Annotated in this window: 30 protein-coding genes and 1 tRNA gene; 14 read left to right on the top strand and 17 right to left on the bottom strand. The window is 36.8% G+C overall.

Annotated features, from left to right (window positions below):
• Positions 1–5 precede the first annotated feature (5 nt).
• Complete coding sequence (gene metG / locus EHQ43_RS03800; protein ID WP_135770177.1) at positions 6–2,051, bottom strand: methionine--tRNA ligase; 2,046 nt, start codon at positions 2,049–2,051, stop codon at positions 6–8.
• Between the two features lie 120 nt (positions 2,052–2,171).
• Here metG and EHQ43_RS03795 point away from each other — a divergent pair, with 120 nt between their 5' ends.
• Together EHQ43_RS03795 and EHQ43_RS03790 are read left to right on the top strand one after the other, a co-directional pair.
• Positions 2,172–2,663, top strand: a complete 492-nt coding sequence (locus tag EHQ43_RS03795; protein ID WP_425269618.1) for a tellurite resistance TerB family protein — start codon at positions 2,172–2,174, stop codon at positions 2,661–2,663.
• A complete protein-coding gene (locus EHQ43_RS03790) occupies positions 2,656–5,346 on the top strand; it encodes a Tim44 domain-containing protein (RefSeq protein ID WP_135770176.1) in 2,691 nt (896 codons plus the stop codon). The genes EHQ43_RS03795 and EHQ43_RS03790 overlap by 8 nt, the downstream gene beginning before the upstream one ends.
• A gap of 5 nt (positions 5,347–5,351) precedes the next feature.
• Here the strand turns inward: EHQ43_RS03790 and EHQ43_RS03785 are convergent, their stop codons facing one another.
• Positions 5,352–5,999: a class I SAM-dependent methyltransferase gene (locus EHQ43_RS03785; RefSeq protein ID WP_244242665.1), complete on the bottom strand. Its 648-nt coding sequence runs from the start codon at positions 5,997–5,999 to the stop codon at positions 5,352–5,354.
• Between the two features lie 83 nt (positions 6,000–6,082).
• On the opposite strand from EHQ43_RS03785, the gene EHQ43_RS03780 reads away from it, so the two are divergent.
• From EHQ43_RS03780 to EHQ43_RS03770, 3 genes are read left to right on the top strand one after another with little or no spacing between them, the layout of a single operon-like run.
• Positions 6,083–6,556, top strand: coding sequence for a TIGR04452 family lipoprotein (locus EHQ43_RS03780; RefSeq protein WP_135740064.1), 474 nt, complete (start codon positions 6,083–6,085; stop codon positions 6,554–6,556).
• 13 nt (positions 6,557–6,569) lie between these two features.
• Positions 6,570–7,826: a serine hydrolase domain-containing protein gene (locus EHQ43_RS03775; protein WP_135740065.1), complete on the top strand. Its 1,257-nt coding sequence runs from the start codon at positions 6,570–6,572 to the stop codon at positions 7,824–7,826.
• 2 nt (positions 7,827–7,828) lie between these two features.
• The gene (locus tag EHQ43_RS03770; protein ID WP_135770174.1) at positions 7,829–8,515 is read left to right on the top strand and encodes an START domain-containing protein; all 687 of its coding nucleotides are present in this window, start codon (positions 7,829–7,831) and stop codon (positions 8,513–8,515) included.
• A gap of 77 nt (positions 8,516–8,592) precedes the next feature.
• On the opposite strand, the gene EHQ43_RS03765 is transcribed toward EHQ43_RS03770, so the two are convergent.
• The 3 genes from EHQ43_RS03765 to EHQ43_RS03755 all read right to left on the bottom strand — a co-directional run bounded on the left by EHQ43_RS03765 (position 8,593) and on the right by EHQ43_RS03755 (position 12,073).
• Entirely contained in the window at positions 8,593–9,222 is a 630-nt protein-coding gene (locus tag EHQ43_RS03765) for a hypothetical protein (RefSeq protein ID WP_135770391.1), read from the bottom strand.
• Positions 9,223–9,401: 179 nt separating this feature from the next.
• The gene (locus EHQ43_RS03760; RefSeq protein WP_244242628.1) at positions 9,402–10,118 is read right to left on the bottom strand and encodes a hypothetical protein; all 717 of its coding nucleotides are present in this window, start codon (positions 10,116–10,118) and stop codon (positions 9,402–9,404) included.
• Positions 10,119–10,396: 278 nt separating this feature from the next.
• Positions 10,397–12,073 (bottom strand): acyl-CoA dehydrogenase family protein, encoded by a 1,677-nt coding sequence (locus EHQ43_RS03755; RefSeq protein WP_135740068.1) that lies wholly within the window; start codon positions 12,071–12,073, stop codon positions 10,397–10,399.
• A 133-nt stretch (positions 12,074–12,206) separates the two neighbouring features.
• Here EHQ43_RS03755 and EHQ43_RS03750 point away from each other — a divergent pair, with 133 nt between their 5' ends.
• Entirely contained in the window at positions 12,207–12,698 is a 492-nt protein-coding gene (locus EHQ43_RS03750) for a crossover junction endodeoxyribonuclease RuvC (RefSeq protein ID WP_135740069.1), read from the top strand.
• Between the two features lie 19 nt (positions 12,699–12,717).
• Here EHQ43_RS03750 and EHQ43_RS03745 read toward each other — a convergent pair whose 3' ends face one another.
• The 3 genes from EHQ43_RS03745 to EHQ43_RS03735 all read right to left on the bottom strand — a co-directional run bounded on the left by EHQ43_RS03745 (position 12,718) and on the right by EHQ43_RS03735 (position 15,238).
• Positions 12,718–13,455: an esterase/lipase family protein gene (locus EHQ43_RS03745; protein WP_135770172.1), complete on the bottom strand. Its 738-nt coding sequence runs from the start codon at positions 13,453–13,455 to the stop codon at positions 12,718–12,720.
• Between the two features lie 68 nt (positions 13,456–13,523).
• The gene (locus EHQ43_RS03740; RefSeq protein WP_135770171.1) at positions 13,524–14,105 is read right to left on the bottom strand and encodes a YdeI/OmpD-associated family protein; all 582 of its coding nucleotides are present in this window, start codon (positions 14,103–14,105) and stop codon (positions 13,524–13,526) included.
• Positions 14,106–14,197: 92 nt separating this feature from the next.
• Positions 14,198–15,238 (bottom strand): arylesterase, encoded by a 1,041-nt coding sequence (locus EHQ43_RS03735; RefSeq protein ID WP_135770170.1) that lies wholly within the window; start codon positions 15,236–15,238, stop codon positions 14,198–14,200.
• Between the two features lie 99 nt (positions 15,239–15,337).
• On the opposite strand from EHQ43_RS03735, the gene EHQ43_RS03730 reads away from it, so the two are divergent.
• On the top strand, positions 15,338–15,628 hold the full coding sequence (locus EHQ43_RS03730) for an LIMLP_16025 family protein (RefSeq protein WP_012390245.1): 291 nt from the start codon (positions 15,338–15,340) through the stop codon (positions 15,626–15,628).
• Between the two features lie 87 nt (positions 15,629–15,715).
• On the opposite strand, the gene EHQ43_RS03725 is transcribed toward EHQ43_RS03730, so the two are convergent.
• A tRNA-Pro gene (locus EHQ43_RS03725) sits at positions 15,716–15,787 on the bottom strand.
• A 70-nt stretch (positions 15,788–15,857) separates the two neighbouring features.
• Positions 15,858–16,346 (bottom strand): phosphohistidine phosphatase SixA, encoded by a 489-nt coding sequence (gene sixA / locus EHQ43_RS03720; protein ID WP_135770169.1) that lies wholly within the window; start codon positions 16,344–16,346, stop codon positions 15,858–15,860.
• A gap of 72 nt (positions 16,347–16,418) precedes the next feature.
• On the opposite strand from sixA, the gene EHQ43_RS03715 reads away from it, so the two are divergent.
• From EHQ43_RS03715 to EHQ43_RS03700, 4 genes are all read left to right on the top strand, one after another.
• The gene (locus EHQ43_RS03715; RefSeq protein WP_135740074.1) at positions 16,419–16,937 is read left to right on the top strand and encodes an RNA pyrophosphohydrolase; all 519 of its coding nucleotides are present in this window, start codon (positions 16,419–16,421) and stop codon (positions 16,935–16,937) included.
• Between the two features lie 21 nt (positions 16,938–16,958).
• Positions 16,959–17,246 carry an acylphosphatase gene (locus EHQ43_RS03710; protein ID WP_100725711.1) on the top strand — a complete coding sequence of 96 codons (288 nt, stop codon included), beginning with the start codon at positions 16,959–16,961 and terminating at the stop codon, positions 17,244–17,246.
• Between the two features lies 1 nt (position 17,247).
• A complete protein-coding gene (locus EHQ43_RS03705) occupies positions 17,248–18,264 on the top strand; it encodes an aldo/keto reductase (protein ID WP_135770168.1) in 1,017 nt (338 codons plus the stop codon).
• Between the two features lie 68 nt (positions 18,265–18,332).
• Positions 18,333–18,971, top strand: a complete 639-nt coding sequence (locus EHQ43_RS03700) for a hypothetical protein (RefSeq protein ID WP_345702365.1) — start codon at positions 18,333–18,335, stop codon at positions 18,969–18,971.
• 20 nt (positions 18,972–18,991) lie between these two features.
• On the opposite strand, the gene EHQ43_RS03695 is transcribed toward EHQ43_RS03700, so the two are convergent.
• From EHQ43_RS03695 to EHQ43_RS03675, 5 genes are read right to left on the bottom strand one after another with little or no spacing between them, the layout of a single operon-like run.
• Entirely contained in the window at positions 18,992–19,705 is a 714-nt protein-coding gene (locus EHQ43_RS03695; protein WP_135740077.1) for a histidine phosphatase family protein, read from the bottom strand.
• Positions 19,706–20,155, bottom strand: coding sequence for a hypothetical protein (locus EHQ43_RS03690; protein WP_135740078.1), 450 nt, complete (start codon positions 20,153–20,155; stop codon positions 19,706–19,708).
• Positions 20,145–21,176, bottom strand: coding sequence for a phosphotransferase family protein (locus EHQ43_RS03685; RefSeq protein ID WP_135740079.1), 1,032 nt, complete (start codon positions 21,174–21,176; stop codon positions 20,145–20,147). Before EHQ43_RS03685 ends, EHQ43_RS03690 begins: the two co-directional genes overlap by 11 nt.
• A 6-nt stretch (positions 21,177–21,182) precedes the next feature.
• The gene (locus EHQ43_RS03680) at positions 21,183–22,358 is read right to left on the bottom strand and encodes an acyl-CoA dehydrogenase family protein (protein WP_135753480.1); all 1,176 of its coding nucleotides are present in this window, start codon (positions 22,356–22,358) and stop codon (positions 21,183–21,185) included.
• Between the two features lie 46 nt (positions 22,359–22,404).
• The gene (locus EHQ43_RS03675; RefSeq protein ID WP_135740081.1) at positions 22,405–23,307 is read right to left on the bottom strand and encodes a LysM peptidoglycan-binding domain-containing M23 family metallopeptidase; all 903 of its coding nucleotides are present in this window, start codon (positions 23,305–23,307) and stop codon (positions 22,405–22,407) included.
• A 78-nt stretch (positions 23,308–23,385) separates the two neighbouring features.
• Here EHQ43_RS03675 and EHQ43_RS03670 point away from each other — a divergent pair, with 78 nt between their 5' ends.
• Both EHQ43_RS03670 and EHQ43_RS03665 read left to right on the top strand, forming a co-directional pair.
• Positions 23,386–24,285: a CPBP family intramembrane glutamic endopeptidase gene (locus tag EHQ43_RS03670; protein WP_135740082.1), complete on the top strand. Its 900-nt coding sequence runs from the start codon at positions 23,386–23,388 to the stop codon at positions 24,283–24,285.
• Complete coding sequence (locus EHQ43_RS03665; protein WP_135740083.1) at positions 24,282–25,043, top strand: hypothetical protein; 762 nt, start codon at positions 24,282–24,284, stop codon at positions 25,041–25,043. Before EHQ43_RS03670 ends, EHQ43_RS03665 begins: the two co-directional genes overlap by 4 nt.
• 14 nt (positions 25,044–25,057) lie before the next feature.
• On the opposite strand, the gene EHQ43_RS03660 is transcribed toward EHQ43_RS03665, so the two are convergent.
• Positions 25,058–25,393 (bottom strand): hypothetical protein, encoded by a 336-nt coding sequence (locus tag EHQ43_RS03660; protein ID WP_135740084.1) that lies wholly within the window; start codon positions 25,391–25,393, stop codon positions 25,058–25,060.
• Positions 25,394–25,414: 21 nt separating this feature from the next.
• Here EHQ43_RS03660 and EHQ43_RS03655 point away from each other — a divergent pair, with 21 nt between their 5' ends.
• Positions 25,415–25,846: a DUF423 domain-containing protein gene (locus EHQ43_RS03655; protein ID WP_135770166.1), complete on the top strand. Its 432-nt coding sequence runs from the start codon at positions 25,415–25,417 to the stop codon at positions 25,844–25,846.
• Here the strand turns inward: EHQ43_RS03655 and EHQ43_RS03650 are convergent.
• Complete coding sequence (locus EHQ43_RS03650; protein ID WP_135740086.1) at positions 25,819–26,145, bottom strand: hypothetical protein; 327 nt, start codon at positions 26,143–26,145, stop codon at positions 25,819–25,821. The two genes, EHQ43_RS03655 and EHQ43_RS03650, sit on opposite strands and share 28 nt — an antisense overlap.
• Position 26,146 lies beyond the last annotated feature (1 nt).

Raw genomic sequence — 26,146 nt, 5'->3', positions numbered from 1 at the left:
TTCTTTTATTTCAAAAGATCACCAGGATTTGCATCTCGATCAGGAACAAACAGTGATAAAGATTTGTCCTTACCTGAGGCAAGTAACATTGCTTCCGACAAACCAAACTTCATTTGGCGTGGTTTTAAATTTGCTACAACAACAACTTTTTTACCCACTAATTCTTCGGCAGTATAACTTGCTTTTATCCCCGCAAATACATTTTTGATCCCTTTTTCTCCTAAATCTACTTTTACAAACAAAAGTTTGTCGGCACCTTCTACTGGATTTGCTTCCTTAATAAGACCCACACGAAGTTCCACTTTGGAAAGTTCGTCGATTGTGATATATCCATCTTCGGATACTGAACCAACTTTTGTTTCGTTTGTATTGGACTTAGATGGTTCCTGTTTTGATTGGTTTGGATTAGATTTTTCAAACGCTTCTTTTGTTTCTGAGATCATAAGTGATATATTTTTTTCCTCAACTCGTTTGGATAACATCTGGTAGGAACCAAGGACTTTGTTTTCGATGGTTTCCGTTAAATTCACAAAACTTAATGGTGGAATCTGGAATAACTCTGTGATTGCATATGCAATTTTCGGAGTCACTGGAGCCAGATAAGTGAATAGAATTTTCGCACAATTGAGTGAAGTTGTGACAACCTCTCTTGCTTTTTCTACGTCTGTTTTGATTAAATTCCAAGGAGCATAATCATTTACATATTTATTTACTTTATCGCCAAGACCTGTGATTTCACGCATCACCTTAGAGTAATTACGTGATTCATATGCGTCTCGAATTTCAGATTCTTTGGCAAGTAACTCGGATACTAATGATTTACCTTCTGCTGATAAATTTCCGAGTCTTCGATCCATTTTATCCAAAATCGATGTAGAAACTCTCGAAACCAAATTCACTAAATTTCCAATTAGATCCGAATTCACCCGCGATACAAAATCATCGAATGAAATGTCGACATCTTCCATTCCAGAACCTAACCGACATGCCATGTAAAAACGAAAATGTTCCACATCTAAGTATTTTGCAAAAGTGGAAGCATTGATAAATGTTCCACGAGATTTGGACATTTTCTCCCCATTCACAGTTAAAAAACCATGTACATTTAATTGGTTTGGTGCTTTGTAACCCGAACCCATTAACATCGCTGGCCAAAACAAACCATGAAAATATAATATATCTTTTCCTATGAAATGAACAATCTCTCCTTTTCCATCTTTCCAAAACTCATTGAATTTTTTTTCGTCTTTGAGATGGTTTAAAGAAGATGCCATGTATCCTATGGGAGCATCCAACCAAACATAAAAGTATTTGTTTTCTTCTTCTGGGATCGCAAAACCAAAATAAGGACCATCACGGCTGATATCCCATTCCTGTAATCCGGAAGTAAACCATTCTTGTAATTTCTTTTGGGCACCTTCGTTCAAACGGTTCCCTTCTTCCATCCAAGTTTTTAATTGGTTTTGGAAATCTTGGAGTTTAAAAAATAAGTGTTTCGATTCTTTGAGGACTGGAGTGTTGCCACAAATTGAACAATACGATTCCTTTAAATCTTTTGGTGAATAACTTGTCCCGCAAACTTCACAAGAATCACCATACTGATCTTTGGCTCCACATTTTGGACAAGTCCCTTTAATGAACCTATCAGGCAAAAACATTTTATCATGTTCGCAATACGACTGTTCAATGTTGCGAGAAACGATATGTCCATTTTTTTTAAGGGTTAAATAAATGGATTCTGAGAACTTGCGGTTTTCTTCCGAGTTGGTTGTATAATAATTGTCATACTCAACACCAAAGGAAGTCAAATCTTGAAAATGTTCCTTTTGGACTTCCTCAATCATAGATTCCGGAGTTTTCCCAGCTTTTTTGGCAGCGATCATAATGGGAGTTCCATGTGTATCATCCGCACAGAAAAAATAACATTCATTTCCAATTAACTTTTGGAATCGTACCCAAATGTCTGTTTGGACCGCTTCTAGTATATGGCCCAAATGGATCGAGCCGTTTGCATAAGGCAAAGCACTTGTAACTAATATGTGTTTCGACATAGATTAATTCCAGTTTCCTGATGGGATTTTCCAATTCAGCCTATTTTTGAGAAAAATCAAGAAAAGAGAAAAAAAATGAAGTTGAAGTCAGTTCGATCGCCAATAAACTTCCTGTTTGTCATGGCTAAGAAAATCGTTCAAAATTTGAAACAAGTTAAGGGAAATAAAAAGAGTCACCCGGAAACCATTCATAAAACCCTCGATATTGAAAGTGACCTCCATATCGAATATGCGAAAGTTCTTTTGAGTTTGTGGTCCTATGCTTGTAATGCAGACGGTCAGTTCAAAAAAAAAGAAGGGGAAATCGTTGGAGAACTTGTGAATGTCCTTTTTGAACCTGATTGTTTGCTTAGTGGATTCCAAACCCAAAAAAAACAAGTTCTGGATATTTTGTCGAAAACGTTTGAGAACCCACTACCGATGAAAACCATTTCAAAGGTTGTTTCAGATAGTGATGAGTATGCTCTTAATTTTTTTGAAGATGCGGTTTGTATCGTAGCTTCTGACGGATCCTTAAACCAAGCAGAAATCCAATTCTTAGAGGACTTAGCCAAAGAATTCAAAATTAGCCCAATGGACAAAGTTAGAGTCGAAAAAAAATACCTTGCTTAAATTCGTCTCAATCCTTTCCGTCTCTGTCTTTTGGATAACTTCCATTGGCGCAAGGCCAGGGATGGGAAATTCTTATCGATCTTCCAGCTCAAGTTCGAGTAGCAGTCGCTCTACTTATTCTAGTTACAAACCTTCTTCAACCTCAAGTTCGTCCTCATCAAAATCAAATCATTCATCTAACTCTTATTCAACCAGTAGTACCCCAGAACCAACTTCATATTTTGAAACAACAAACCATAATGTTTCTATACATTTATTTGCAGATGGAAGTGCGGATGTAAATGAAACGTTTCGCATCAAAAAAGACCAATCCAAAATAGGTATCAGAAGGCCGACTTTTTTAATCCAAAATGAAGCGGAAATCGAAGAATTAGTAGTTTTACCAGAACAACTTTATTCTTCGCATAACGCAGGTATAATAACAATTTTTTGGCCGAACAATCAATCAAATCCAGAAATGGAAATCAGCCTCAAATATAGAATTAAACAGGCATATTTACCCATCGGAAATGTATCACTAATCTATTGGCGTTTTTCAAAAACAAGTTTTTCTTCTAACCCATTTGTTTTGGATTTAAAATGGGAAGAAGAAACATTTTCCCAACAATTCAGAATCCAAGAAGAAATATTTAATTCCTCAACTTCAGATTATGAACGGAAGAATTTACAAATTTCAAAAAACGATCTCCAATTTCATTACAAGCAACCATCCAATTCTGAAAATAATTCATTGGTCATCATTGATGTGGCAAATTTTGGAAATTTAAGCAATTCTAATACACTTCAAAGAGAATTGGAGGATTCACAGAAACGATACACACTTGAGGAAACAGTTACAATCCATGACAATGGAATTCATGATTACCGATCGAAGATTCAAATTTCAAAAAATAATTCTAATATCGATTCCTTACAATTACAACTGGGTCTAAATCGTTTTCGAGAATTTGGCGAATCCATTTGGAACCAATTTTGGACACCTGCCTTCCAGATATCCTATGCATTTGAAGGACTATCTACTTATTTCTGGCATTTATTTTCCGTTACATTATCGGAGAGTCAAGACGAACCAAATGACAAAAAATTATTTACGTTTGCATTTAAAACGATCGGTGAAACCACAAACCTATGGGACCAAGGGATCGAACGTTGGGTTCGGATTACAAGTTTGGAAAAAAATGACCAACTTGTATTAGAAAAATTTTCTTTAAATGTGTTATGCGAATCACAAATAGATCCCACATTGACTAATATAGAAATTATCGCGAGACAATGCGAATATTGTTCAGATACTCTTGATCAAAATTCTATCATCATACCAGTGCAACCAAATTGGGAAGTAAATGGATTTTCTTTGCAGTGGGACCATCCCATTCCTTCTAACTATTTATTATTCTTAAAAATAAAAGAAAAAGACAAAAAGATTATATATAATCCAATTCTTATCTTTTATGCTGTATTCAATGCATTCCTGCATTCTCCAGGTTCTGGTAACCACTTAGGGCATCTGACAGCTCTCGGAATTTTATCTATTTGCCTTTTGATTTTCGGATTTTTCTTTTTTAACAAAAATCAGAAGGGAAGATTCCAAAAAAAGCTTCACCAATCAATCATTTCTCAAATACAAGAATTTGACCCAACATTTGATTTCAATCAATTCAAAGAAAAGGTCATAACCATCACTGAAAAAACCGTAACATCCTGGGATAAAGGAGATATGGAACCATCTCGAAATTTTATATCCGCTGCTGTTTTCCAAAGGTTTTCAATTCAACTTAACTTGATGAAAGTGATAGATGGTGAAGTCAATCGAATGAAAGGTTTCAAAGTTTTAACGATACAAATTATCAATTTCACAATCGAAGCAGAATATGTAACACTTCACTTAAAATTAAAATGTAAAACCAAAGATAAAACCTTTCTTAAACACACTTCTGAATTGGAAATTCAAAATACTTTAGAGAAAGAACCATACGTAACTTACGAAGAAATTCATTCGTATACACGAAAAATTGAGACACAAACAAAACCAAACGTTGATTTGATACATCATTTATGTCCAAGTTGTGGTGCTTCTCCAAAGTTTGCTCATCCAACAAATCGTTGTGAATATTGTGGTGTGATATTTAATTCAGGGCAAGCAGATTGGGTCCTAACAGAAATCACACAAACTGTTGAATGGGATACAACTAATGTTTCAAATTTGAAATCTTTACCAAATGAAGTCACAAAACAACTACTAGAAGACAGAGCTTCAACTGTATTTTGGAAGTACATTCACTACCAATCAATCCCCAATAGCCAAATTTTATTCAGAGAGTCGTCAGACCAATCCTACCTTAAATTAGGGAAACCTGGTAACGAACCGATGTTTTCGCCAGTTGTAGGTTCTTGTCATTTAGTTAATTTTGAAAAGGAATCTAAACCACAAAGGATGAGTTGTGAAATTAGATGGAGTGTTGCGAGGAAAAAAGGATTGTTACCTGAACATCGGCGTTCTCGCATAACACTAGTATTACCATCGGAACGTCCCAAATCACTGGGCTTTTCGGAAATTTCTTGTGAGAATTGTGGTGCTCCTTTACCAGAGGTAGATTCGTCTGCTTGTGGTTATTGCCAAAAAGTGATTCCTGGAAAAATTTCTGATTGGTTATTTGAATCGATTCAAATAATTTCATTGTAGAACCATTATTTTGGTTTTGTATAACAAATCCAATGTCTATCAGATATAATTTCCAAATTAAGTTTATGACTCAAACGTATTGTTGCAATCATATCTGAAACTTCTTCAAATCGAAAGGCCGCGAGTAAACTATTCAAAAAATCCGTCTTTAGTACTTCAGGTTCGTCTTTCGCATAACGATCAACAAGGTGATACAATTCTGTTAAAGTGTTTGGTCGTAATAAATCACAAACAAATATAAAACTATCATCATCTATGGACCTCTGGATCGCAGACCAAAACTCAAATGGATTATGGATGCGATGTAAAAGTGAATTTGAGAACACGAGTTCAAAACTGGATTCGGGAACAAACTCCTGGACGAGTTCGTTTTTAAAAATGATTTTATTGTTTCTTTTTTCACCAATTAACGCAAAAAGACGCTTCTGACAAAATTTTAACATTAATTTGGAACCATCTAAGTAGGTAAAGTTAGCCTTAGGAAAAAATGGGAGCAAACGAGATGACATATCTCCAGGTCCACATCCTAAATCTAACACCGAACGTGGCGAAAAATTAAGAGGAAGTCTGCTTTGAAATTGTTTTATGATCAAGGAATGTGCCGAGTCAAAATTGGCATTCGCATAAGATTCGACCTGATGACTGTCATTCATCAATTCAGGTTCAGGAATTCGAGGCAGATACGTAAGATTTGTTTGATCCCATTTTTTCATTTGGTTATGAGGTTCAGTTTTTTATGAAACAATTCATTCTTTCCATTCTTTTCTTTGTGTTACTTACAAATTGTATGCTGACAGAAGGCATTGGAATTCCGACTTACGGCGCAGTCAAAGGTTCTGAAGCTAAAGAAAGAATTTCAGATGCTATTTTGGAAGCCGAAGCTACAGCAACTTCGTTTTGGCTGGCACAATCAGGGATGAAAGGAGGGCAAGGTCCCATTTCCCCTCTACTCCTAGTCAATGGATATTTGGCAAAGATTATGTATGGTTTTTTATCAGAAATCGATGATAACGAATCATTTATGGAATCATCAGTTCTTCAATGTGAATCCGATATAAGGACGAAAGGTGCTTTGGTTTTAGGAAGTATTTATGATAGTCTAACAACTGTTGGGGGAGTAGCAAGAGATGCTCTACTTCTACCAGAATTCGCTTCCTGTGATTTGGATAAAACGGGAAAAATCATCACAATCGAACCCATTCGATTTTAAAAAGGAAATTGATATGAAAAATAAATCACTCAAATTATTCGTTTTTACAAGTTTAACCCTATTACTGTTTCAATGTGAAAAAACAGTTCAAACCGATAAGGACACACAAGCTACCTTGATCGCAGGTATTTTTGGCTCTTGTTTTAGTTTGGATTCTTGTTTTGACCAATATGCAAAATCCACAGATGAAGGGGCAAGTTTCCAAGTATTTGACCAAAATGGCTCTCGGATTTATGCAAGACAGTCTATACTTGACTATAGTACGTATAAACCTATTGCTTCAGGATCCAAATGGGTAACTGCAATCACTGCCATGAGAGTTATTGATTGTAATACAAATAGTGGAACGTTTGCACAATGTGGAACCATTACCACCAATACTTGTAATAATGGTGCAGTTGGTGGTGCGATATCACTTTCACGAACCACGGCACAAGTTTTGGGTTGGACTGGAACTTATGCAAATGTCACCTTACGTCAGTTATTATCTTTTACATCTGGTCTGAATGCTGGTGGGAGTAATGGAGCTGGGCAAGCAAGTTGTATCTCTACCCTTCCAGTTGGCGCAACTGCAACACAAAAGAACAATTGTGTGAATGAAATTCGTGACCAATCTACTGGTACTCCTGGTGCACTTTACCAATACAATTCTAATCACATGGCAGTTGCACAACGAATGTTGGAAGTTGCATGTGGTCAAACTTGGGATACATTGTTCACTCAACTCATTTTAACTCCACTGGGTTGGGATGCAAGCCAGGCAATTTGGCGAGGAAATTCTAGAGGGGGAACCGATACCGATGGAAGTTTATCGGGAGCTTATGGACTTTCCATTTCTCCAGAGCATTATGCAAGGATGTTGAATGCTCTTTTGACCAATGGGACTGCTAAAAATGCATCTGGTGGAAATATAGCTAACTTTCTCTCCACTACATCTGTTTCTGAAATACTAGCCGACCAATACAATGGAGCAAAAATTGGATACTCACAATTTTCTGCATTTGGGTACCGTTGGCAATATGGACTCGGAAACTGGAGGTTCTGTACCGTTACGGATGTTCCTTCAGAATGTGACAAGGACTTGATTTCTCATAGTATTGGGATCAATGGGTTTTATCCTTGGCTCGATAAAAATCGGAACTATATGGCAATCCTTGCAGTTAATAATAGCGGAAGAAAAAATGGATTGAGTTTGTTACCAGCTTCGTCAACCTCATTATTCTTTGCAGAAACTGTAAGACCACTCATTCATTCGCAAATAGGCAGGTAACCATGATCCAAAAACATACAGTCTTAAAATTCATCGTAGGATGTTTTTTACTTACAAATATCATTCCACTCTTCGCCCAAACCCCAGAGTGGTCAGAATCCAAACGGAAAAAGGGAATTCAAGTTTTGACAAGACCTGTTCCTGGTTCCAACATTGAAGAATTTTTAGGCAAAACTGAAGTTGATGCAAGTATCTCTCAAGTCATCGCATTACTCGTTGATCCCCAAGCGTGTAAAAACTTATACCATCAATGCAAAGAACTCACAGTCCTTTCTGGTAACGAAAAAAAATCTTCGGTTTATTTACGAAATGGTGCGCCTTGGCCAGTGAACGATCGTGATGTGATTATGGACCGAAGTTTTGAACAAAATCAAAAAACACTCACAACAACGATGAAGATGAAACGTTTGGATTCTAGTGCGAAGGGTTCACCTTCTGGAGTGACTCGTATGCCAGAATTTGAAGGGTATTGGAAACTCATTCCTCTTGCGAACGGTAAAACCAAAATCGAATACCAAGCACATTTTGAACCTGGCGGATCTGTCCCTCAATCAGTGATTAACTTGGTACTGACAGATACACCATACGAAACATTATTAAATTTAAAATCCTTAGTTGAACAAGGAAAACACAAAGATGCGAAGTATGACTGGATTAAAGAACCAGTCACTACCAACGCAGATAAATAGATTTAAAAATCGGTAAGAAAATGTATCCTATGAATTCAATTGTCAACTTTGAATTCGTAGGATATAATCTATAAGTTTTAAAAGGCAGTCCTTAAACCATAAGAAATAAAATTGGAACCACAATTGGGATCAGGTGGGCAATACAATCCAAAGATTCCCGACCGATGGTGAACACGTAAAAAAATTTCTGTTTTGCGTTCAAATGGAAGATATGTACTCACTTCTACCATCATATAATTCAAAAGAGCTCTGGATTCAATCGCATCCTTTTGCAAACCACTTTCTAAATAATAACCTTTCGCTTTGTTTTCCAATCTAGGATTCTCCGAAGCCAAAGACATACCTTCACCAAGTGATAAACTGACAGGAGAATCAAAGATACGATTAATTTTTACGATATAAAATGCATTTGTTTCCCAATGTTTCATTTCTCCAAAATGTTTTGTAACATTAGCTTCCCATAAAAAATCAAACCATCGAATTCGATAGTCAAGTGGCCGAGTGACTCCTACTGTTCCAATATATGATTCTTTATAATCTGTTTTTTGACGAAAAACAATAGGAATCAAATCAGTTGTTGTAAAAATCCCTCCATATAATACAACACTCCAATTTTCTTTTGGAATGGTAACTGAACGAAGGCTTTTCGTAGGAGAAAACATAATGCAAAGTAGTAGAATGAATGCAGGAAGAATTTTAGAATTCATTGGGAATGGAACAAAGGATTTTTTTGGCATTGGAATTTATTCGAAATTATTCAGTAATAAATTTTGGTTCATGTGATAACTCAATACACATATTTTATATTACATTTGTTACGTGAGATTTTTTTGATAGAATTCTGAAATGATTTTGATATGTGCATGATCCAAATTCTCGGGATTAATTATGGTTGAAACCAATCCTGATTTCTTTTTTCCCATTGTGTGAGTTGCAAATGAATGGTTTCATAATTTTGTAAAAACAATCGTTTTAAAAATGTTTCATATTCTTTACAATTTTCATTTTGGGACTGTTCTAAAGACTCACGAAGTTTGGAAGGTTTTTCTTGGATACAAAACTTCTGTAAATTAGATGGATACCGATTCACATTGAAGATTGGAGCCACAAGACTCGATCCAGTGCCAATATAAAATGGCATTGGTGCCCAAATCGTTTCATATGTAGATAAAAAAGAGATACGATGTAAATTTGTTTCCCCAGATGTCCAAACAAGTTCTGCCTCTGTTTCCATTGTCCCGTAATATACCATCGTCAGTGCTAATAAACTGATTCCAATACTTTTGAATGGCCTTTGGCTTTCATTTCTTATAACAAGTGTTAAGTTATCTATGTTGGTCAACTCAAACCCACGATCCCATCTCGGAAGTTCGTTCGGATTCAAAGGAGTAGGTTTTGAGATTTTTGGAGATTGGTTTGGGTCTGGAGGTGGCAAAGGAACCGAAGATAGATCCGCAATATTTTCTTGGTCTTCAATTAAAACTGCAGGTGGAACCGGAAATACTTCAGGAAATACTTTGGCAAGGATTGGATCGGTTGTTGTCCATCGAATGGAAATAGTTTTGTTTTTGGAAAGTTTTGCTTCCGAACTGAGTTCTGGCATTGGAGTTTTGCAAGAAAAGTTCAAGATTACTAAGATCAAAGAATAATATACAAATTGTAACTTCATATAACAGAGATAAGATCTCAGACATTAGATTAGACTATTGCTTTTTTGGTGGAAAGAACTTTATCCAAATCGATTCTAGATTTAGGTACAAAAAAAGCCCGATTTCTCGGGCTTGTTAGTGAAATTTGTCATCTGCTTCATGACATACTGACAAATTTTTATTTGCTTCTTTGTCGAAAAAGGAAACTCCTTCGACAAAAAACTATCGAGTTTTACGAAGCAAGTGCTTGGTCAAGAAGGTCTTTCGCAACTACGCGAAGTGCCATTACTTCTTCCGCGCCTTCAAAGATAGAGAATACACGAGCATCAACAAAGTAACGTGATACTGGATACTCTTCAGCATAACCCATACCACCATGAATTTGCATTGCTTCCCGAGTCACCCACTCAGCAATTTTGGATGCATACAATTTAACAAGTGTTGCTTCCATTTGGCCTTTGTGTTCATCGAGTAGTGTTGCTACATAGTTTGTGTATTGGCGAGTTGCTTGGACAATCATTGCCATCTTTGCGATTTTGAACTTTGTTAACGTATAATCGTAAATTGGTTTTGCGAATACTTTACGTTCTTGTGAATAACGAAGTGCTGCTTCAAGAGCCGCTTGCATCACACCATTGGCACGAGCAGCTGTTTGGATCCTTCCCCCAGCAAATCCTTCCATTTGGAAGTAAAAACCCTTTCCACGGCCAGCATCACCACCGAGAAGGTTTTCTTTTGGAACAAAATAGTCTTCAAAAGATACTTCGTAGGAGTGCATTCCACGGTAACCAATCGTTCCGATTGCTTTTCCTTGGATGGACCCACCACCTTCTTGTTTGTAACTGAATTCGTGGCCATCAAAAGATGGTTTTTCAGCAAGTAGGATGGAAAGACCTCTATGTTTCAAACTAGGATCTGCTTCTGTGCGGCAAAGGATGAGAAGTAGGTTTGCATACCCTGCAAATGTACACCAAGTTTTCACACCATTGATGACAAATCCACCTTCCACTTCTTTTGCAGTGACAGAAACTCCCGCTACGTCGGAACCATAATTAGGTTCTGTCACCATAATCCCTGCGAATTTTTCACCAGATGCAAGGAGTGGTAACCATTTATTTTTTTGTTCTTCCGTTCCCCCTTTGAGGAGAGCTTTGGACATAATTTCAGGGCGTGTGATCAGGGAACCTGCAGCTCCGAGTGAACCTCGAGAGAGTTCTTCCGTCACAACTAACATCGAAATGTTGTCTGGACGATCATCTGGTTGGATTCCTCCAAATTGTTCCGGAATACATAGACCGAAACAACCCATGTCTTTTAATCCATTGATGATTTCTTGTGGAATGAGGTCATCATGTCTATGGACATGTTCTGCATGTGGAACCACTACGTTCTCAGCGAAATCTTTGAAAATTCCACGGAAATTTTCGTGGTCTTCAGAAAGTCCGTATGCACCGAAGTGTCCAAGGTCAACGATCTTGTCTACGATCGCTTCATAGTTTTCCATTTTGGAAGCTGCTTCCACAAAACCATTGATTTCGTCGGAAAACAATTTGGAGAATAATTCCTGATAGGTAAGTTCGTATTCAGCAGGTCGCGCTGCAAGTTCGGAACGAATGTTGGAAACAGTTTCAGCAACAAATGTGAGTGCCATTTTCTGTTCCAATTCACCAGTTCCTTTGGAAGCATCCCAAGCATATACGATGAAGTTTTCAGCTACACGTTGTTGTGCTGTCATCCAAGCAAGTTGGTAAAACACATGTTGCGTTTTGTCCATTTTGCTAATGGAAACTTTACCGTTGTCGGAATTTTTCTGTGCGAGTCGTTTCGTAACTTCATTGAGGAGGGCGGCTTGGGCGTTCAATGCCTTCTCCGCCTGGGATTTTTCGAGTTTCACTGCCGTTGCGGTCATGTGTTTAACGTTCCTGCGGGTGGTTTTCTTCCACTATACGGAAGGAAAGTACCCTGTCATTTTCATTTTTAGACTAGGTTTTGGGTTGGGTTTGCCAAAAATGTCCTTAAGATTCGAATTAGGAAATAAATGATTGAAAATCATCGGAATTGATCCAGGGTCCCACCGAGTTGGGTATGCCATTTTATCCTTTCCCGAAGGAATGCGCCGAAACCCAGAACTTTTGTCTTATGGCACGATTGAAGTGGCTCCAAAGACCCCTTCTCCCGACAATTTATTACAAATTCGATCCGAACTCCAATCGATTCTCTCCGAATTCCAACCGGAATGTGCGGCAGTCGAAGAACTCTTTTTCGTACAAAACACAACCACTGGAATGAAGGTTTCCGAATCCCGCGGTGTAATTTTACTCACCTTAGGTGAAAACCAAATTCCGATGGTGTCACTCACAGCCACTCAAATCAAAAAAGGAATTTCCGCCAAAGGAAATGCCACCAAAAAAGAAGTTCGGGCGGCGATCCAAATGATATTAGGTTTTAAAGACTTAAAAGGCCATGACGACTCTTGGGACGCCATCGCTTGTGCGTTTGTGGGTAGGTCATTGGCTACAAGTCTGAATACTTAAATGAAGTTAGGTGAAACATTCATTCATTTTTAAATTTGCCAAATTTGAAATAATTTAAAATTGCTTCTTTGACTTCTGGTGCATCCACGATAAAATTGTGAGTTCTTTCCACTAAAAGAAAATCATTCATATTCTCTAATTTTGAGTTTTCAATAGAAACTTTACCATCATCATCTCCAGGAATCAAATAGGAGGAAATTGGATCTATCGTTAAGTTTCCCATGATAACTCCAAATTGAAAATTTGGTAGTCCTAATGAATTCACATAACTATCTTGATCTGTTTTCAGTTGTGACAAGACAGGTCCAAGAATTAAATTAATAAATTTAAATTTAGAAAGGAAATCAGACACTTCACTGCCCTTGTTAGGTGGTGATAACATGACAATTTTTCCTAGATGTTTGATTTGATTCCTTTTTAAATATGATCTAAGTATAATTCCGCCAAGAGAATGGGTTACAAAATGAATTTTTTGATTTTTGCAAAAGTCTTCTAGATTTGAGAGATTGGAATCAGCAATTTCCGGAATGGACATCGATGTTGATTCATAATCAATAGACACAACATAATAACCCTTCTCAATCAGAAAATTACTCAAATTCTTTAAGTGATTGGAAGACCGGAGGAACCCATGAATCAATACAACACATTCTTGATGATCAGCAATTTTTGTTTTTTGAGAGAGTTTTTGATCCGAGCATAGGAATACGTAAGGAAACAAAATCATGAGAATGAAAAGGGAATAGGTTTTTTTCATATTGTATTAAGTATTAAGATTCTTTACATAACTTTTATGATGTGTATTTGCAATGAATCCAAATCATTTCAATGTAATTTCTGTTTGTTTTCCATCATTTCCAATAGTTGGTTCATTCGTTTTTCTCTTGTTTCTGGTTTTTTCGCAGTTTGTAATCGCCAAGCGATTGCATAATGGTTTGATTTATTGAGAGATTTAAAAAATTCATGGGCTTTTTTGTTCTTTTTTAATTGAACTAAAAAATCCTTCGGAATTTCCATATTACTTTGTGAATCATAGGCCTTCTCCCACCTCCCATCTTTTTTAGCAGCCTCTACTTCCTTGAGTCCACTTGGTTTCAAACGTTTTTCTTTGATTAGTTTTTCAACCTTCTCTCGATTCCGCTTCGACCAAATGCTTTTTGACCTGCGGGGAGTGAATTTTTGAATCCATGAAGATTCATCGTACGTTTTTTTCAGGCTATCGATCCAACCAAAACAAAGTGCTTCCTCTAAGGCTTCATCATAAGTGATTGTTTTGACCCCGGAGTTTTTCTTGTATATGCGAAGCCAAACACCATCATGATTTGAATCAAAATTGTCTGAAAGCCACGTATTCCATTCTTTTGGGGAAGAAAAAGATTGAATGACAGTCTCTTTTATTAAAGCCATAGAATTTCCATTGGGGTAAGTTGGTGAATCTTTTTCACCGCAATACGACAACATCTGCATTATTATCGTATTGCGTTTGTTATATTGCTATATCAAGGCTTTGGACAAACCAATAAATAGTTTTCGAAAACTTGGGAGATAAGTAGTTTATCTTTATAGACCAAACCTGTGCTTCCTGCTGAAATTTCCGCACCTTCATTTGCATATACTTCCGTTACTTCTTTCGTATTGGGATTGATTTTGAATACACGAGTTGGTGCTAAATTGGTTCGATTCATCACATGACGAATGAATTTGTAAGTTGAATCATGGGCTGCAAGCCATAACATTCCAGTATCATCTTCCAAAATATTATCAGGACCTGCGCCAATTTGAATCGATTCTAAATATTTCAATTGGAGTTTACCATCCAATCGATTCACTTCATAAACACGAATTGCTTTTTCGGAAAACACAGATCGATACAAGAGTTCTTGTTTTCCATTTTTGCGAATGTAAATTCCATTTCCAAGCATGACCGGAACACCCAAGGTTTGGAATGTTTTTCCATCATAATAAGATACATCTGCTCTCCCACTCCGAATGATCATATCCCAATACTTTCGAAAGGAATTACTTGTCCCATTGTCATTTGAAGTAAATATTTCGCCTAACTCATTCATAAAGATATCATTGGGACTTGTGAGGGATGGATCACTTAAAGTTTTTATATGAGTCCATTTTCCAGGTTTGGATCTTTCGAAAATTTCGAGTGTGTGTGGATTTTCATCGACGAGAGTGTGAGAAATCGCAGCTAATGTATCCACTCCGTTTACTTTCGCATAACTGATTCCATGTGGTCGGAAATTATCTGGATAATTAGTTTCGATTTTTTTGGCTTCTAACTTTTGGTTTGGATTGGCAAAGGAGATTTCATACAATGCTCCGATGTCTTTTAATCCATTCCGCCTTTCATGGGAAGAAACAACAACAATCGATGCGTCTCGGATGAGGTCGAAGTCTTCCGGGCCAGGAGTTCCTGAAATTCGTTCACAACCGGCGATGGGTTTTTCTTGGATTTGGCCTCCACAAGCCACAAAGGAGGTAAAAAGGGTGAAAATGGATAAAATTGTCCAAAATTGAGGGATACGCATCTGCACATTTTACCGTAAGAATTCAGTTTCCACTATCAATTTCTTTCTAGACATTATTGTGCACTGCAAAATAATGGAACTAAGAAGGAGTTCCCTCCGATGAGCAACGTGGAAAACAAACTACAAGATATCGTGAACGCTGGAATTGGTGCTGTCAAAACTTCGAAAGAGGTTTGGGAGAAACTCGTTGTGGACTTAAACGAGAAAAAAAGCCAATTTGAAACGAACTTTCAAAAGCTGAAAGAACAAGGCGAAAGCGACACAAGTGATAAAGCCCTAAAAGTGAAAATGGGTGTTGCTTGGGGGATCGTGCGTTTTGAGGAACTCAAAGATAATGTTGTGAAGTATCTCGACCAAGTGAAAGAAGGCAAAGACAATAAACCTTCTTAAGTTTTATTTTTTCATCTCACCATCCTGAATTTTCTACCGGCAGGTTTGTGCTCAAACCTGCTGGGTTTTTTAAAAAATGCCAAACAATCGGAGTGACCGGATTTGAACCGGCGACCCCTTGCCCCCCAGACAAGTGCGCTACCGCTGCGCTACACCCCGTGTTATGAAATCCAAAAACCTGGTGTCACAATGTTGGTCAAGTCTTACTGTTTTTGAACTTAAATTCAAATTATATTCCAAGATTATCAGGTGAAATGGCCCAAATGATTTGGCCGTGGTCAAATTTTTCTCGTGCAACGTTGATGGCAATAGTAGAACCAGGTTGGAATACTAAATTTTCTGCAACGCTGGAATTCCCAAGTAGTTTGGCTGCAAAATAAGTGATATCAGGATTATGACCAACTAACAAAACAGTATCGGAATTTGTGAAATTGACCAAACAGGAAATAATATCGGTACAACCTCTTCCCGCAGCCAAGTCATCTGAAGCAACCATCTCTCCCTTGTATTTCAATTCTTCGGAAAGAATCTCTGCTGTGTGTTTGGTTCTTGTATATGGACTATAATAAACTTGTTTGACTGATAAAGAGGAATTTTTAATGAACTTTCCGATTTTATGAATATCGCTCTTTCCTTTGTCAGTGAGTTCCCTTTGTGTATCGGAAATGGTAGGGGTGGAGTTTTCTGCCTCACCGTGACGAACCAAAATGATCTTCATACTATCTCCTAAACCCAAGATTGAAACCTCGGATTTCCCAAGAAACAAAAAATTAAGGAATTTCTTGCGAAAATGGATGAGAGAGGCATTCTAACGATTATGACAAACAAACCCTACCGCAAAAATGTAGGAATGGTAGTATTTAACTCTTTAGGAAAAGTCATCGTTGGAGAACGAATTCAATTCCCCGGCTCCTGGCAATTCCCACAAGGGGGGATCGATGAAGAAGAGGATTATTTAGAAGCCGCTAAACGTGAATTATACGAAGAACTGGGGATCAAAAAGGCAACTTATGTGACTGAGTATCCAGATTGGATTCCTTATGACTTTCCTAATTCTTTGGGACTCAATTCCCATTTACAAAAGTTTCGTGGTCAATTGCAAAGATGGATATTGTTTTTTTGGGACGGAGGATTAGATGATTGTGATTTGGTTCACCATGAGCAAGAGTTTTTGACCATCCAACATATGGAAATTGAGGATACTATACAAGCGGTAGTTGATTTCAAACGACCCGTTTATGAAAAGTTTGTTCCTATTTTTAAAGCAGCAATTCAAAATTACATTGCACAGAATATAAAAACCAAGTAGGGTAAAAGAAGGAGATAATCTTTGGGAAAATCAGAAGAAGCAAGAGCAAGAATTTTAATACGGGGAACCGTACAAGGTGTGGGTTTTCGGTATTATATCTTACAAAAAGCCCAAGAAATGAGACTCAAAGGATACACTCAAAACTTACCAAACGGGGAAGTAGAAGCAGTTGTCGAAGGTGATAAACTTTTTATCGAAGATTTATACCGAGCCATGCAAAGAGGTCCCACGAAAGCAAAAGTGAAAGATCATGTCATTGAGTGGAGTGATCCCAAAAACCAATTTAAAACTTTTTTAATCAAAAAATAACATGAAAAAACGAAGACTTGGCAAAACAGGAATGGTAGTTTCCGAAATTTGTATGGGAACTATGACATTTGGATCTTCATGCAATGAAGATGAAGCTTTCAAAATTTTAGATCGTGCTTATGATGCTGGAATTGATTTTTATGATACAGCAGAAATTTATCCTGTCCCTCCTCAAAAATCTTGGGTGCATCGAACAGAAGAAATTTTTGGCAAATGGATCAAAACAAAACCAAGAGATGGAATCATCATAGCAACGAAAGTTGCAGGTCCCGGCCATGGATGGTTTAGTCCACCACTTCGCGAAGGGAAAACCGCTCTTGACAAATACCATATTCGAAGGGCAATTGAAGGCTCCTTACAAAGATTAGGTGTCGAAACAATTGATTTGTACCAAACTCATTGGCCTGACCATGATGTTTCCTATAATGAAACTATGGAAGCACTCACCGAATTAAAAGAAGAAGGAAAAATCCGTTATGCCGGATGTTCCAATGAAACCTCCTTTGGACTTATGAAAAGTCTTTGGACTTCAGATAAATACAATTTAATTCGATACGATTCCATTCAAAATAATTTTTCGATTCTCAATCGACGATTTGAAGACGAGTTAGCGCAAGTATGTCGAAAAGAAGGAGTCTCTTTACTACCATATTCTCCACTTGCGGGAGGAGTATTGACTGGAAAATACAATGGTACTACCAAACCGGAAGGTGCAAGGTTTGTACGTTATATGGCTGAAGGGGAACGACAAAAAAGAATGTCAAATCGGTTTTTGAATGAACAAACATTAGCTTCCACAAAAGAACTTATGGAGATTGCAACAAAGTATGGCATGAGTTCCACTGTCATGTCCGTTGCTTGGAGTAAACAACATGATTTTGTCGCGTCCACCATCATTGGGGCAAATACTGTGGAACAATTAGAAGAATCATTAAAAGCTACAGATGTGATCCTTTCTGATGAAATTTTAACTGAGATCAATGCTGTATCCAAAAAAATTCAATACCCAATGGGTTAAGGACTTTGTGAAATATGAGCACGAATTCGGAAAATCCAATCCAACCGAATCAAGTATCTGAATCAGCAATGCAATCAAATACAAAAAAAATATCCAAATGGGAGTCTATGACCTCAGGAATCTTTCGGAAACTTTTAATCCTGTTTCTTGTAACCTATTTATTCCCTGAGTGTTCAAGTTTTGGTCCTAAAAATTCGCAAAGTAGTTTGATCATAGTTCACATGACAATAGTTAAAGATGAAATGATTCTTGACGAACTTATTGACCCCAGATTCCAAAAAGTTTCCTTACGAAAAGGGGATAAATCAATAGAATACAGTGAAAGTTCAGAACATTATTATTACTTTCAAAATTTAAAAGAAGGCCAATACGAAATTTATGATGCCATTCATTTACTTAATCGTGGTGCTTCTGATTTTGCCTTTAGTAGCACTAAACAACCGAATAAAATTGATATCGACTTTGACTTAGAAGACATTCGTAAATCAAGAGTAGATTTACAACCTGGCACAGTCGTATTTATGGGAAGTTTTCATGTCACTGTAGATTTTAAATTCCAAGAAGAACCAAAAATTAAAGTTCGGTTTAGCAAAACGAATGAAGAAGAATTGGCTGCTATGGACCATCTACATAAAAATTTTCCAAGATCTGGTTGGGGGCAGAAAGCAAAAAGCCGAGTTAAGTTACTTTCTTCCTTTGCCCAGTGAAGTGGTTCTACAAAACAGATTCAAACAATAGTAATTAAATTTGGATCTTGTAAGTGAGGAGTACCATTCCAACTTACTGGTTCCCAACCGTTTGAATCACGATGAAATACACTGAGAGAAGAGTTCAAAATCGATTTCATAAAAATGGGATATTCTTTTCGATCCATTTTACATGAGAGTCCCATCATAATGGCAATCGGAGTACTCGACGAAACAACCAAAGTACTTTTCACATCGTTTGGAATTTCTTTTGGACCAAATGAAACTTTTTCTACATATTCTTCAAAAGTATACGGTTCCACCGGATCCCAAACTCCATTCACCCAATCCGCTAACACGAGTTGTATTAGTTCTTGGAAATATTGTCTTGTTTCCTCTTTTCCTTCTTCCCAAGCATTTTTATATGATTCATAAAGATTTGCAAAATGTTGATTTGAATTTCGAATTTTGGCAGCGATGCCAAGCCACATCCTAGAATCAAATTCATCCCATGCCGAATTTTGTAATGGTTCAGGAATACAAAATAAATCCGATGTAAAACTTTTAATGATCCCTTCTGCAGTTTGTTTTTGTCGGTTTAAAGTACCAGTAAAAACTGAATCAAATTCAATACGTTGGTTTTTAAAATATTCACCTAGTAACTTAGCTTGTTTCCATCCAATCTCTGTTAATTGGTCGTAGTTTTTTCCAAGTCGGTCTGCTTGCCCATGCCTAACTAAATACAAATAAGACATTTATGTTTGAAACCTCGGATTTGAAACAGAAAGGTTCTCTTTCAATTGAGATTTAACGATATTCCATACTTTACCTTTTGGTTTTGTATCCAAAACAGTTTTTTGATTTTTCAATTTAGAATGTATTGATTGATTACGAATCATTTCTGCTAAATTTCGATTCCATTCAAATAATACTTGGTATTTTTCTTTTTTCGTTAGTCTACGAAAAGAATCTAAAGGATATTGTTTTTCTATCTCTGAAACAGAAAGATTAGATTCTAAGATTTCATTCCAAGAGTTTGTATATTCTGAATTTTCGAATTCTCTTGCGATTACTCCTAACATATTCCATGAAACTAGTGTTTTATAGGATAATAAATCATCATCTTCCAATTTAGGAAGCAATTCCTTCATCATAAAATCTTGGATGGCGGAAAGTAATTCTTTTGTTTCTGGTCTATATTGCATTTTCAATTTCCTCAATGAGACGCATTGCTTCCCATTCCATCTCTGCTGTTCTTCTTCCAATGGAAGCGAGTTCAATTCCTTTATCTTTGCCTGACAAATGCCTTTCGGCTTGTTGCGCACTTCCAATGGCCCAACGAAGATTTCCCATAATTTCCCAGTACGTTACTTTAAATGGATCGATTGAGATGCCTGAAGTGGATTCATATTCTTTATAAAAATCTTTTCTGTCCCCAAATCCACCAACTTCTTTATTTAAGCGGCCGAATCTCCAATCACGCATACACAACCAAGCAATGTCTTCATGACGATCACCCCAGTGAGCAAATTCAAAATCTAAAATCCCTTGTAGACCTTCTGAATTCATCATAAAGTTGCCTGTGCGAAAGTCACCATGTACCAAAACAATTTTATCAATGTTTGGTGCATGTGATTCCATCCAATTTAAACACAATTCTATAGCTGGATGTGCTTCTGGTAGTTCATCTAATGATTGGCGTAAATCAGCAATTGCCAGAGTCATATAATTTTGAATTGTTACTAACTTAAGTTTTTGTTTTAACTCTTCGTCATTGAGAGATTCAGGAACGACAGTATGGAGTTTTGCCAAATTAGTTGCTAAATCCGAAACCATTTTAGTTTTGCGATAAGAATCGAGTTCCTTATCTTTTGTGATGTAACGTCCAGTTGCTTTTCCTGCAATTTTTTCCATTAAAAAAAAAGGAGCACCGATGATGGATGAATTTTCTTCTAAATAAACAGGTGTTGGTGTTTTGACACCTGCTTTGAAAACAAGTTCAGCGACTTTATATTCATCTCGTTTAGACAAAGAAGAAAGTAAACTTCCACCTTTGTCAGTTCGAAGGACAACCGATTGTTTCGATGAATTTAATAAAAGTTCTAAAGCATAATTATCTTGGCATGCTCCCCCACTCAAATGAAAGATCTCTTTGACTTTCACTGGAGACTGCCAAACCGAAGATAGGTGAACTTCTACTTTCTCTTGTAGTTCCTTAAGATCCATTTAAGCTTAAAAATCCCATTTTTCGGAAACATAGTTACGACCAATGACCATTTTATGCACTTCAGATGGACCATCAGCAATTCTTGCAGCTCTTGCATCTCGGTAAAACAATTCGAGTGGTAGGTCTCGTGAATATCCTTTTCCACCACAGATTTGGATCGCCATATCAATGGTATTACATAAAGACTCACTCACTTTCCATTTTGCCATCGAAGTTTCTTGCCTTGCATCTTTCCCTGTTTTTAAGAGCCAAGCTGCTTTGAGTGTTAATAAAAAAGCCATTTCGATTTCTGTTGCACGCTCCGCAAACATCCATTGAATTCCTTGGTGGTCGGCAATCCTTGCGCTAAACACTTCTCTTTCCTTCGCATAACTTCTAGCAATTGAAAGTGCGCGCCTTGCCATACCCGTCCATCGCATACAATGTGTAAGACGAGCTGGACCTAACCTTTCTTGAGATAATCTAAATCCTTCTCCGACTCTTCCCAGAACCATATCTTCAGGAACTTCTACATTTTCAAAATTTAGTTCACAATGCCCACCAGGACCATGAGATCCCATAAGTTCAATCTCCCGAACCATCGTGTAACCTTTGGCATCAGTTGGTACAAGGAACATGGTGGTTTTACGGAAACTTCCATTCACTTTTGCCATCACGATTAAATATTTGGCTCCGTTGGCTCCAGTGCAGTACCACTTACGTCCATTTAAAATGTATTTATCACCTTGTTTTTCTGCATTGGTTTGTAAGGATGTGGGATCTGAACCAGCGCCAGGAGATGGTTCTGTCATTGCAAAACCAGTTCGAAGTTCTCCTTTGATCAGTGGATGTAATATCAACTCTTTTTGTTTTTCAGATGCAGCTAACGAGAGTAAGTGCATATTTCCTTCATCTGGAGCATCACAATTGAATATATAAGGTGCTATCGGAGAACGACCAAGTTCACTAAAAATAATACATGTTCCTATTAAATCTAATCCCAATCCACCTTCTGCTTTCGGAAGGTGTGGTGTCCAAAAACCAGCAGCCTTTACTTTAGCACGCGCTTGTTGGTTGATACCTTCTGGCATTCGACCTTTTTCATAATCATAATGTTTTTCCAGAGGAATGATTTCTTCTGCGATAAAAGATTGGATGTTTTTTCGAAGTGTTTCTACTTCTTGGGGAATTTCAAAGTCCATTGATTCCAAGAAGTAACACAATCAAGTTGGGTCGTAAAATCTTTTTTTAATGTGAATGAAAAATAGGTCTTTGTCTTTTTGAATTTCTTCTAATTTCAAAATGCAAATGTGGACCGGTCGCTCTACCTGTTTGACCAACTTCTCCAATTTTTTCGCCTTTTTTTACTTTTTGTCCTAATTTCACAGAAAAGTTTAATAAATGCCCATACCTTGTTTCATATCCCAAATTATGTTTGATAATAACTAAATTACCATATCCACCTTGTGATCCAACAAAACTTACTTCTCCTTCCATTGAAGAAAAAACATCTGATCCTTGTTTGGCGGCCATATCTAAACCACCATGGAATGTTTCTTTTTTTGTAAAAGGATCCAAACGTTTTCCAAAGTTTGATGAGATGATAGCGGTTGTTAGTGGAAGCTGAAACCCGAATCCATAAAAAAATGATTTTTCTGATTTGCCCATAGAAATTCCAGGCAAAAACCATTTTCCCCGTTCAGAATCATATTGTAATTTGTTCGCATCGATTTGGTATTTTTCTGCAAGTGAGAGTTTTGTTTTTTCATCGCCATTGGTTTCTTCTGGATGGAATGTTCCTCGCATATTTGGTATTTCTAATACCATGCCACTCGATAAATCATGCGGAGAACTCAACTCGTTTACTGATGAAAGAGTTTCTAAATCCATACCGGTACGAGCCATTATTTTAAAAAAATTATCTTCCTTTTGAACTTTATATTCATAGTATTTTAGTGGGATTAAGATTTCTTTTTTGGTACCCGATTTGGAGATTCGTAAGTTTTCTTTGATTTCAGATCGAAGATTTTTTAACGATGGATTGGAATATTCCAAATTAGCCAAAGTCAGTGGACCTGCAAACAAGTGGGAAACGGCACCAAAGCAGACCCAAATCACAGCCCATTTGAGAAAAACGACGCTTTTAGACATAATCTTCTAAAATGATTATCGACCTTTTCTCAAAAAAACGATGACGATTCTTGCCGAAATTGAGGAACTGTAAGGCAGATGCAGAATCGATTATTTGAGATCTTTCGGCTCACAGCCTATTCTTTGGGTCTCGTTTATGTTTGTTCTTTTTTTTATTCCGTTTTCTTTTTAGCGTTTGTAAACCATTCGGTTTTAAACCACAGAATCCCTGAAGAGCAGATTTTACCTCTGTATGAAGAATATTCAGAGGGTAAGCTCGATTTTTCAGGTCTATTGGCGGAATATCAAAAAATCGTCACTCCAATCAAAGACCAATTCCAAAAAGAAATTTTAGAAAACCCAAATCTTTTACTCAGCCAATTTTACGAAATTGTATTTTCTGAAAAACCACACTATCTCTTAGGACATTCGATTCCATGGTTTTTATGTTATGTGGGACTTGGGTATTTATTATATAAGAAAGTTTTACAAATCCCTGTTACCAACTTACAAGACGAATTATCGATACCGATATTACTGCGTGGAATCACCAATGGTTTCATTTGTTTTTTTGTAGTTGTGGTTTTCGGTGTGATCCTTGAAAAATTATCGGTTCCTCTAGAGTCAGGTGTTTTTGCAAAAAAATTATACGAATCCATCCACGGAAATGGTTATTTACTCGCATGGGGAATTTATGTGGTAGGGATCATCACTGGAATTTTAGAGGAAATCTTTTTTAGAGGATTTTTACTGAAAGCCTTTATCGACAAAGGATTAACGCAAGAAGGATTATTGATCGTATCCTTATTGTTTGGTTGGTTACATTATGGGGAAGGAACTTCCGTCGCCATACCTTTTATCATTTGTGGTGTTGGGATGTTTTTCGGTTATTTATATATCAAAACAGGGAACCTCTGGATTGCCATGGCTTGTCATGCTACATACAATTCCTTAGGTTTAATCAACGCATATCTTCAATTACCAGTGGTCCAATCATGAAATTTTTAATTAATGGATTTAAAATTCGCATAACGAGAATTATACTTTTTTTTGTCTTTGTTTTGTTTCTTCCTATTTCTATTTATGCTGGAGAAACAGTGGAAATCTTGGGTGGCCCAGAAGATGTGAACATTCGATTACTAGCTCTTTTGAACAAACTGGATCCGGATTTTTACGCTGACGAAAAAACACAAGGGTTTGTTTATCGTTACAAAAATCGTTGGAGTAATCCTTATGATTTTAATATTTATGTTGGGAAAGTTGGAAAAACATCTCCTGATTCAATTATTCGAATTGAGTCTCCAAGAAGGGGACAAGAAAAAATGTGGAAACAAATTATGGAACAAGAGCTTCTACAAAAACCTCCACATGAATCAGCTGTTCCCTTATCAGAAAAATACCATATTGTCTCTCAAGGTTTGAACTTAATCACACCTATGGCTTCAGTAGGATACAATTCTTGGAATTCGCCTTTATTCACAAACCGAGATACTTTTGTAAGTATGAGTATCTATTTTTTATGTGATTTGGTTTTGGTAGGTGGAGCATATTTATATGCCCAAGAAAATTTGCCAAAAAAGAATATTTATGACAACATGTTAAATGTAAAAGGGCCAGGTAATGTTTGGGATTCACCTAATGCGGTTGGTATTTTTGCTGCATTGGCTGTCACACGTGCTGTCCGTGCATTTGATGCATGGGAAGACACTGCGGCACATAACAAAACAGCACAATTTGGTTGGTCTTTTAAATTCTGAGGTTTAAAGTTGTTTTATGATTTAAAAAGATCTCGAGCTGCATCAGAGGCACTGGATCTTTCAAAATCTTCTCTTTCTATCAAAGTTAGATCTAATCCTTCTTTTTCAATTCTACTAAGAATTTTAGCTATATCTCCCACCTTACTTAACTTTGTTGCTAAGTATTTAAATGTGATTCCACAATCTGGGCATTTTTTGTCCTTTAGATAATTGAGTCCGAGTTTTTTACAATTCCCACAGGTTCCGTAAAGATCATCAATATAAAGTAATTGTTTTTTCACATCGTCTACGCTGAGTTGTCGCCAAACTCGTACAAATTTAGTATTCTTTCCGGATGGATCTGATGTCATAGGCAATAGGAAGTATTCAATATGAAACTTGTCAAGAAGCAATCCAACTTAGTACTGATCTTACTAATTTGTTTCTCTGGATTTTTAGCAGTTGCTATAGGCGCATTTGGAGCGCATGGATTAAAAAAAATCATCTCACCTGAACTTATGGTAACCTTTGAAACAGGGAATCGTTATCATTTTTACCATACTATCGTTGCCATATTAACATTTATGATTATGTTAATGGCAGAAATGAATGAAGCTTCCACAAAAAGCCAAAAGTATTTTAAAATCTCTGCCTGGCTGTTTTTAGCTGGGATTTTTGTTTTTTCATTTAGCTTGTATACGCTTGCCATAACAGGGATTAAAATCCTAGGAGCAATCACTCCTTTTGGAGGAGTGAGTTTTTTATTGGGTTGGATTTTCTTAAGTTTGGGAATGTATTATTTTTTGGTTCCGAAAAAATACTGACCTTGTTTGCTTATCAAATTTCGAGAAATGAGTCCGTCAGCAATCAGTAGTAATCCTTCTGCGGCGGCTTTTTTTGACTCTTCCGAAGAATCTTTTTGTAAAGCCATTAATTCATGGACATACTTTCTTCGTTGTAAATCCAATACACCTAACATAGATCCTGCGATTTTTTCATCCATTTGTAAAAAAGCCAAAGCTAACGTTTGAGGTGGTGTTTCATTACACAAATAGTACAGTGCTAAATTATCGAAATATGAAAGTTGGCTTAGTTTTTCTAATACTTGTTCTGATCCTGACATT

This window comes from Leptospira bouyouniensis, from assembly GCF_004769525.1.
GTDB classification, from domain to species: Bacteria; Spirochaetota; Leptospiria; order Leptospirales; family Leptospiraceae; genus Leptospira_A; species Leptospira_A bouyouniensis.
The sequence above is the reverse complement of the archived record's forward strand: the minus strand, read 5'-3'. Positions and strand labels throughout refer to the sequence as shown.

What these genes read in the sequence shown, in the direction of transcription:
- metG (WP_135770177.1), bottom strand. Translation starts at nt 2,051, where the DNA reads ATGTCGAAACACATATTAGTTACAAGTGCTTTGCCTTATGCAAACGGC.
- EHQ43_RS03795 (WP_425269618.1), top strand. Translation starts at nt 2,172, where the DNA reads ATGGCTAAGAAAATCGTTCAAAATTTGAAACAAGTTAAGGGAAATAAA.
- EHQ43_RS03785 (WP_244242665.1), bottom strand. Translation starts at nt 5,999, where the DNA reads ATGAATGACAGTCATCAGGTCGAATCTTATGCGAATGCCAATTTTGAC.
- EHQ43_RS03780 (WP_135740064.1), top strand. Translation starts at nt 6,083, where the DNA reads ATGAAACAATTCATTCTTTCCATTCTTTTCTTTGTGTTACTTACAAAT.
- EHQ43_RS03775 (WP_135740065.1), top strand. Translation starts at nt 6,570, where the DNA reads ATGAAAAATAAATCACTCAAATTATTCGTTTTTACAAGTTTAACCCTA.
- EHQ43_RS03770 (WP_135770174.1), top strand. Translation starts at nt 7,829, where the DNA reads ATGATCCAAAAACATACAGTCTTAAAATTCATCGTAGGATGTTTTTTA.
- EHQ43_RS03765 (WP_135770391.1), bottom strand. Translation starts at nt 9,222, where the DNA reads ATGAATTCTAAAATTCTTCCTGCATTCATTCTACTACTTTGCATTATG.
- EHQ43_RS03760 (WP_244242628.1), bottom strand. Translation starts at nt 10,118, where the DNA reads ATGCCAGAACTCAGTTCGGAAGCAAAACTTTCCAAAAACAAAACTATT.
- EHQ43_RS03755 (WP_135740068.1), bottom strand. Translation starts at nt 12,073, where the DNA reads ATGACCGCAACGGCAGTGAAACTCGAAAAATCCCAGGCGGAGAAGGCA.
- EHQ43_RS03745 (WP_135770172.1), bottom strand. Translation starts at nt 13,455, where the DNA reads ATGAAAAAAACCTATTCCCTTTTCATTCTCATGATTTTGTTTCCTTAC.
- EHQ43_RS03740 (WP_135770171.1), bottom strand. Translation starts at nt 14,105, where the DNA reads ATGGCTTTAATAAAAGAGACTGTCATTCAATCTTTTTCTTCCCCAAAA.
- EHQ43_RS03735 (WP_135770170.1), bottom strand. Translation starts at nt 15,238, where the DNA reads ATGCGTATCCCTCAATTTTGGACAATTTTATCCATTTTCACCCTTTTT.
- EHQ43_RS03730 (WP_012390245.1), top strand. Translation starts at nt 15,338, where the DNA reads ATGAGCAACGTGGAAAACAAACTACAAGATATCGTGAACGCTGGAATT.
- sixA (WP_135770169.1), bottom strand. Translation starts at nt 16,346, where the DNA reads ATGAAGATCATTTTGGTTCGTCACGGTGAGGCAGAAAACTCCACCCCT.
- EHQ43_RS03715 (WP_135740074.1), top strand. Translation starts at nt 16,419, where the DNA reads ATGGATGAGAGAGGCATTCTAACGATTATGACAAACAAACCCTACCGC.
- EHQ43_RS03705 (WP_135770168.1), top strand. Translation starts at nt 17,248, where the DNA reads ATGAAAAAACGAAGACTTGGCAAAACAGGAATGGTAGTTTCCGAAATT.
- EHQ43_RS03700 (WP_345702365.1), top strand. Translation starts at nt 18,333, where the DNA reads ATGCAATCAAATACAAAAAAAATATCCAAATGGGAGTCTATGACCTCA.
- EHQ43_RS03695 (WP_135740077.1), bottom strand. Translation starts at nt 19,705, where the DNA reads ATGTCTTATTTGTATTTAGTTAGGCATGGGCAAGCAGACCGACTTGGA.
- EHQ43_RS03690 (WP_135740078.1), bottom strand. Translation starts at nt 20,155, where the DNA reads ATGCAATATAGACCAGAAACAAAAGAATTACTTTCCGCCATCCAAGAT.
- EHQ43_RS03685 (WP_135740079.1), bottom strand. Translation starts at nt 21,176, where the DNA reads ATGGATCTTAAGGAACTACAAGAGAAAGTAGAAGTTCACCTATCTTCG.
- EHQ43_RS03680 (WP_135753480.1), bottom strand. Translation starts at nt 22,358, where the DNA reads ATGGACTTTGAAATTCCCCAAGAAGTAGAAACACTTCGAAAAAACATC.
- EHQ43_RS03675 (WP_135740081.1), bottom strand. Translation starts at nt 23,307, where the DNA reads ATGTCTAAAAGCGTCGTTTTTCTCAAATGGGCTGTGATTTGGGTCTGC.
- EHQ43_RS03670 (WP_135740082.1), top strand. Translation starts at nt 23,386, where the DNA reads ATGCAGAATCGATTATTTGAGATCTTTCGGCTCACAGCCTATTCTTTG.
- EHQ43_RS03665 (WP_135740083.1), top strand. Translation starts at nt 24,282, where the DNA reads ATGAAATTTTTAATTAATGGATTTAAAATTCGCATAACGAGAATTATA.
- EHQ43_RS03660 (WP_135740084.1), bottom strand. Translation starts at nt 25,393, where the DNA reads ATGACATCAGATCCATCCGGAAAGAATACTAAATTTGTACGAGTTTGG.
- EHQ43_RS03655 (WP_135770166.1), top strand. Translation starts at nt 25,415, where the DNA reads ATGAAACTTGTCAAGAAGCAATCCAACTTAGTACTGATCTTACTAATT.
- EHQ43_RS03650 (WP_135740086.1), bottom strand. Translation starts at nt 26,145, where the DNA reads ATGTCAGGATCAGAACAAGTATTAGAAAAACTAAGCCAACTTTCATAT.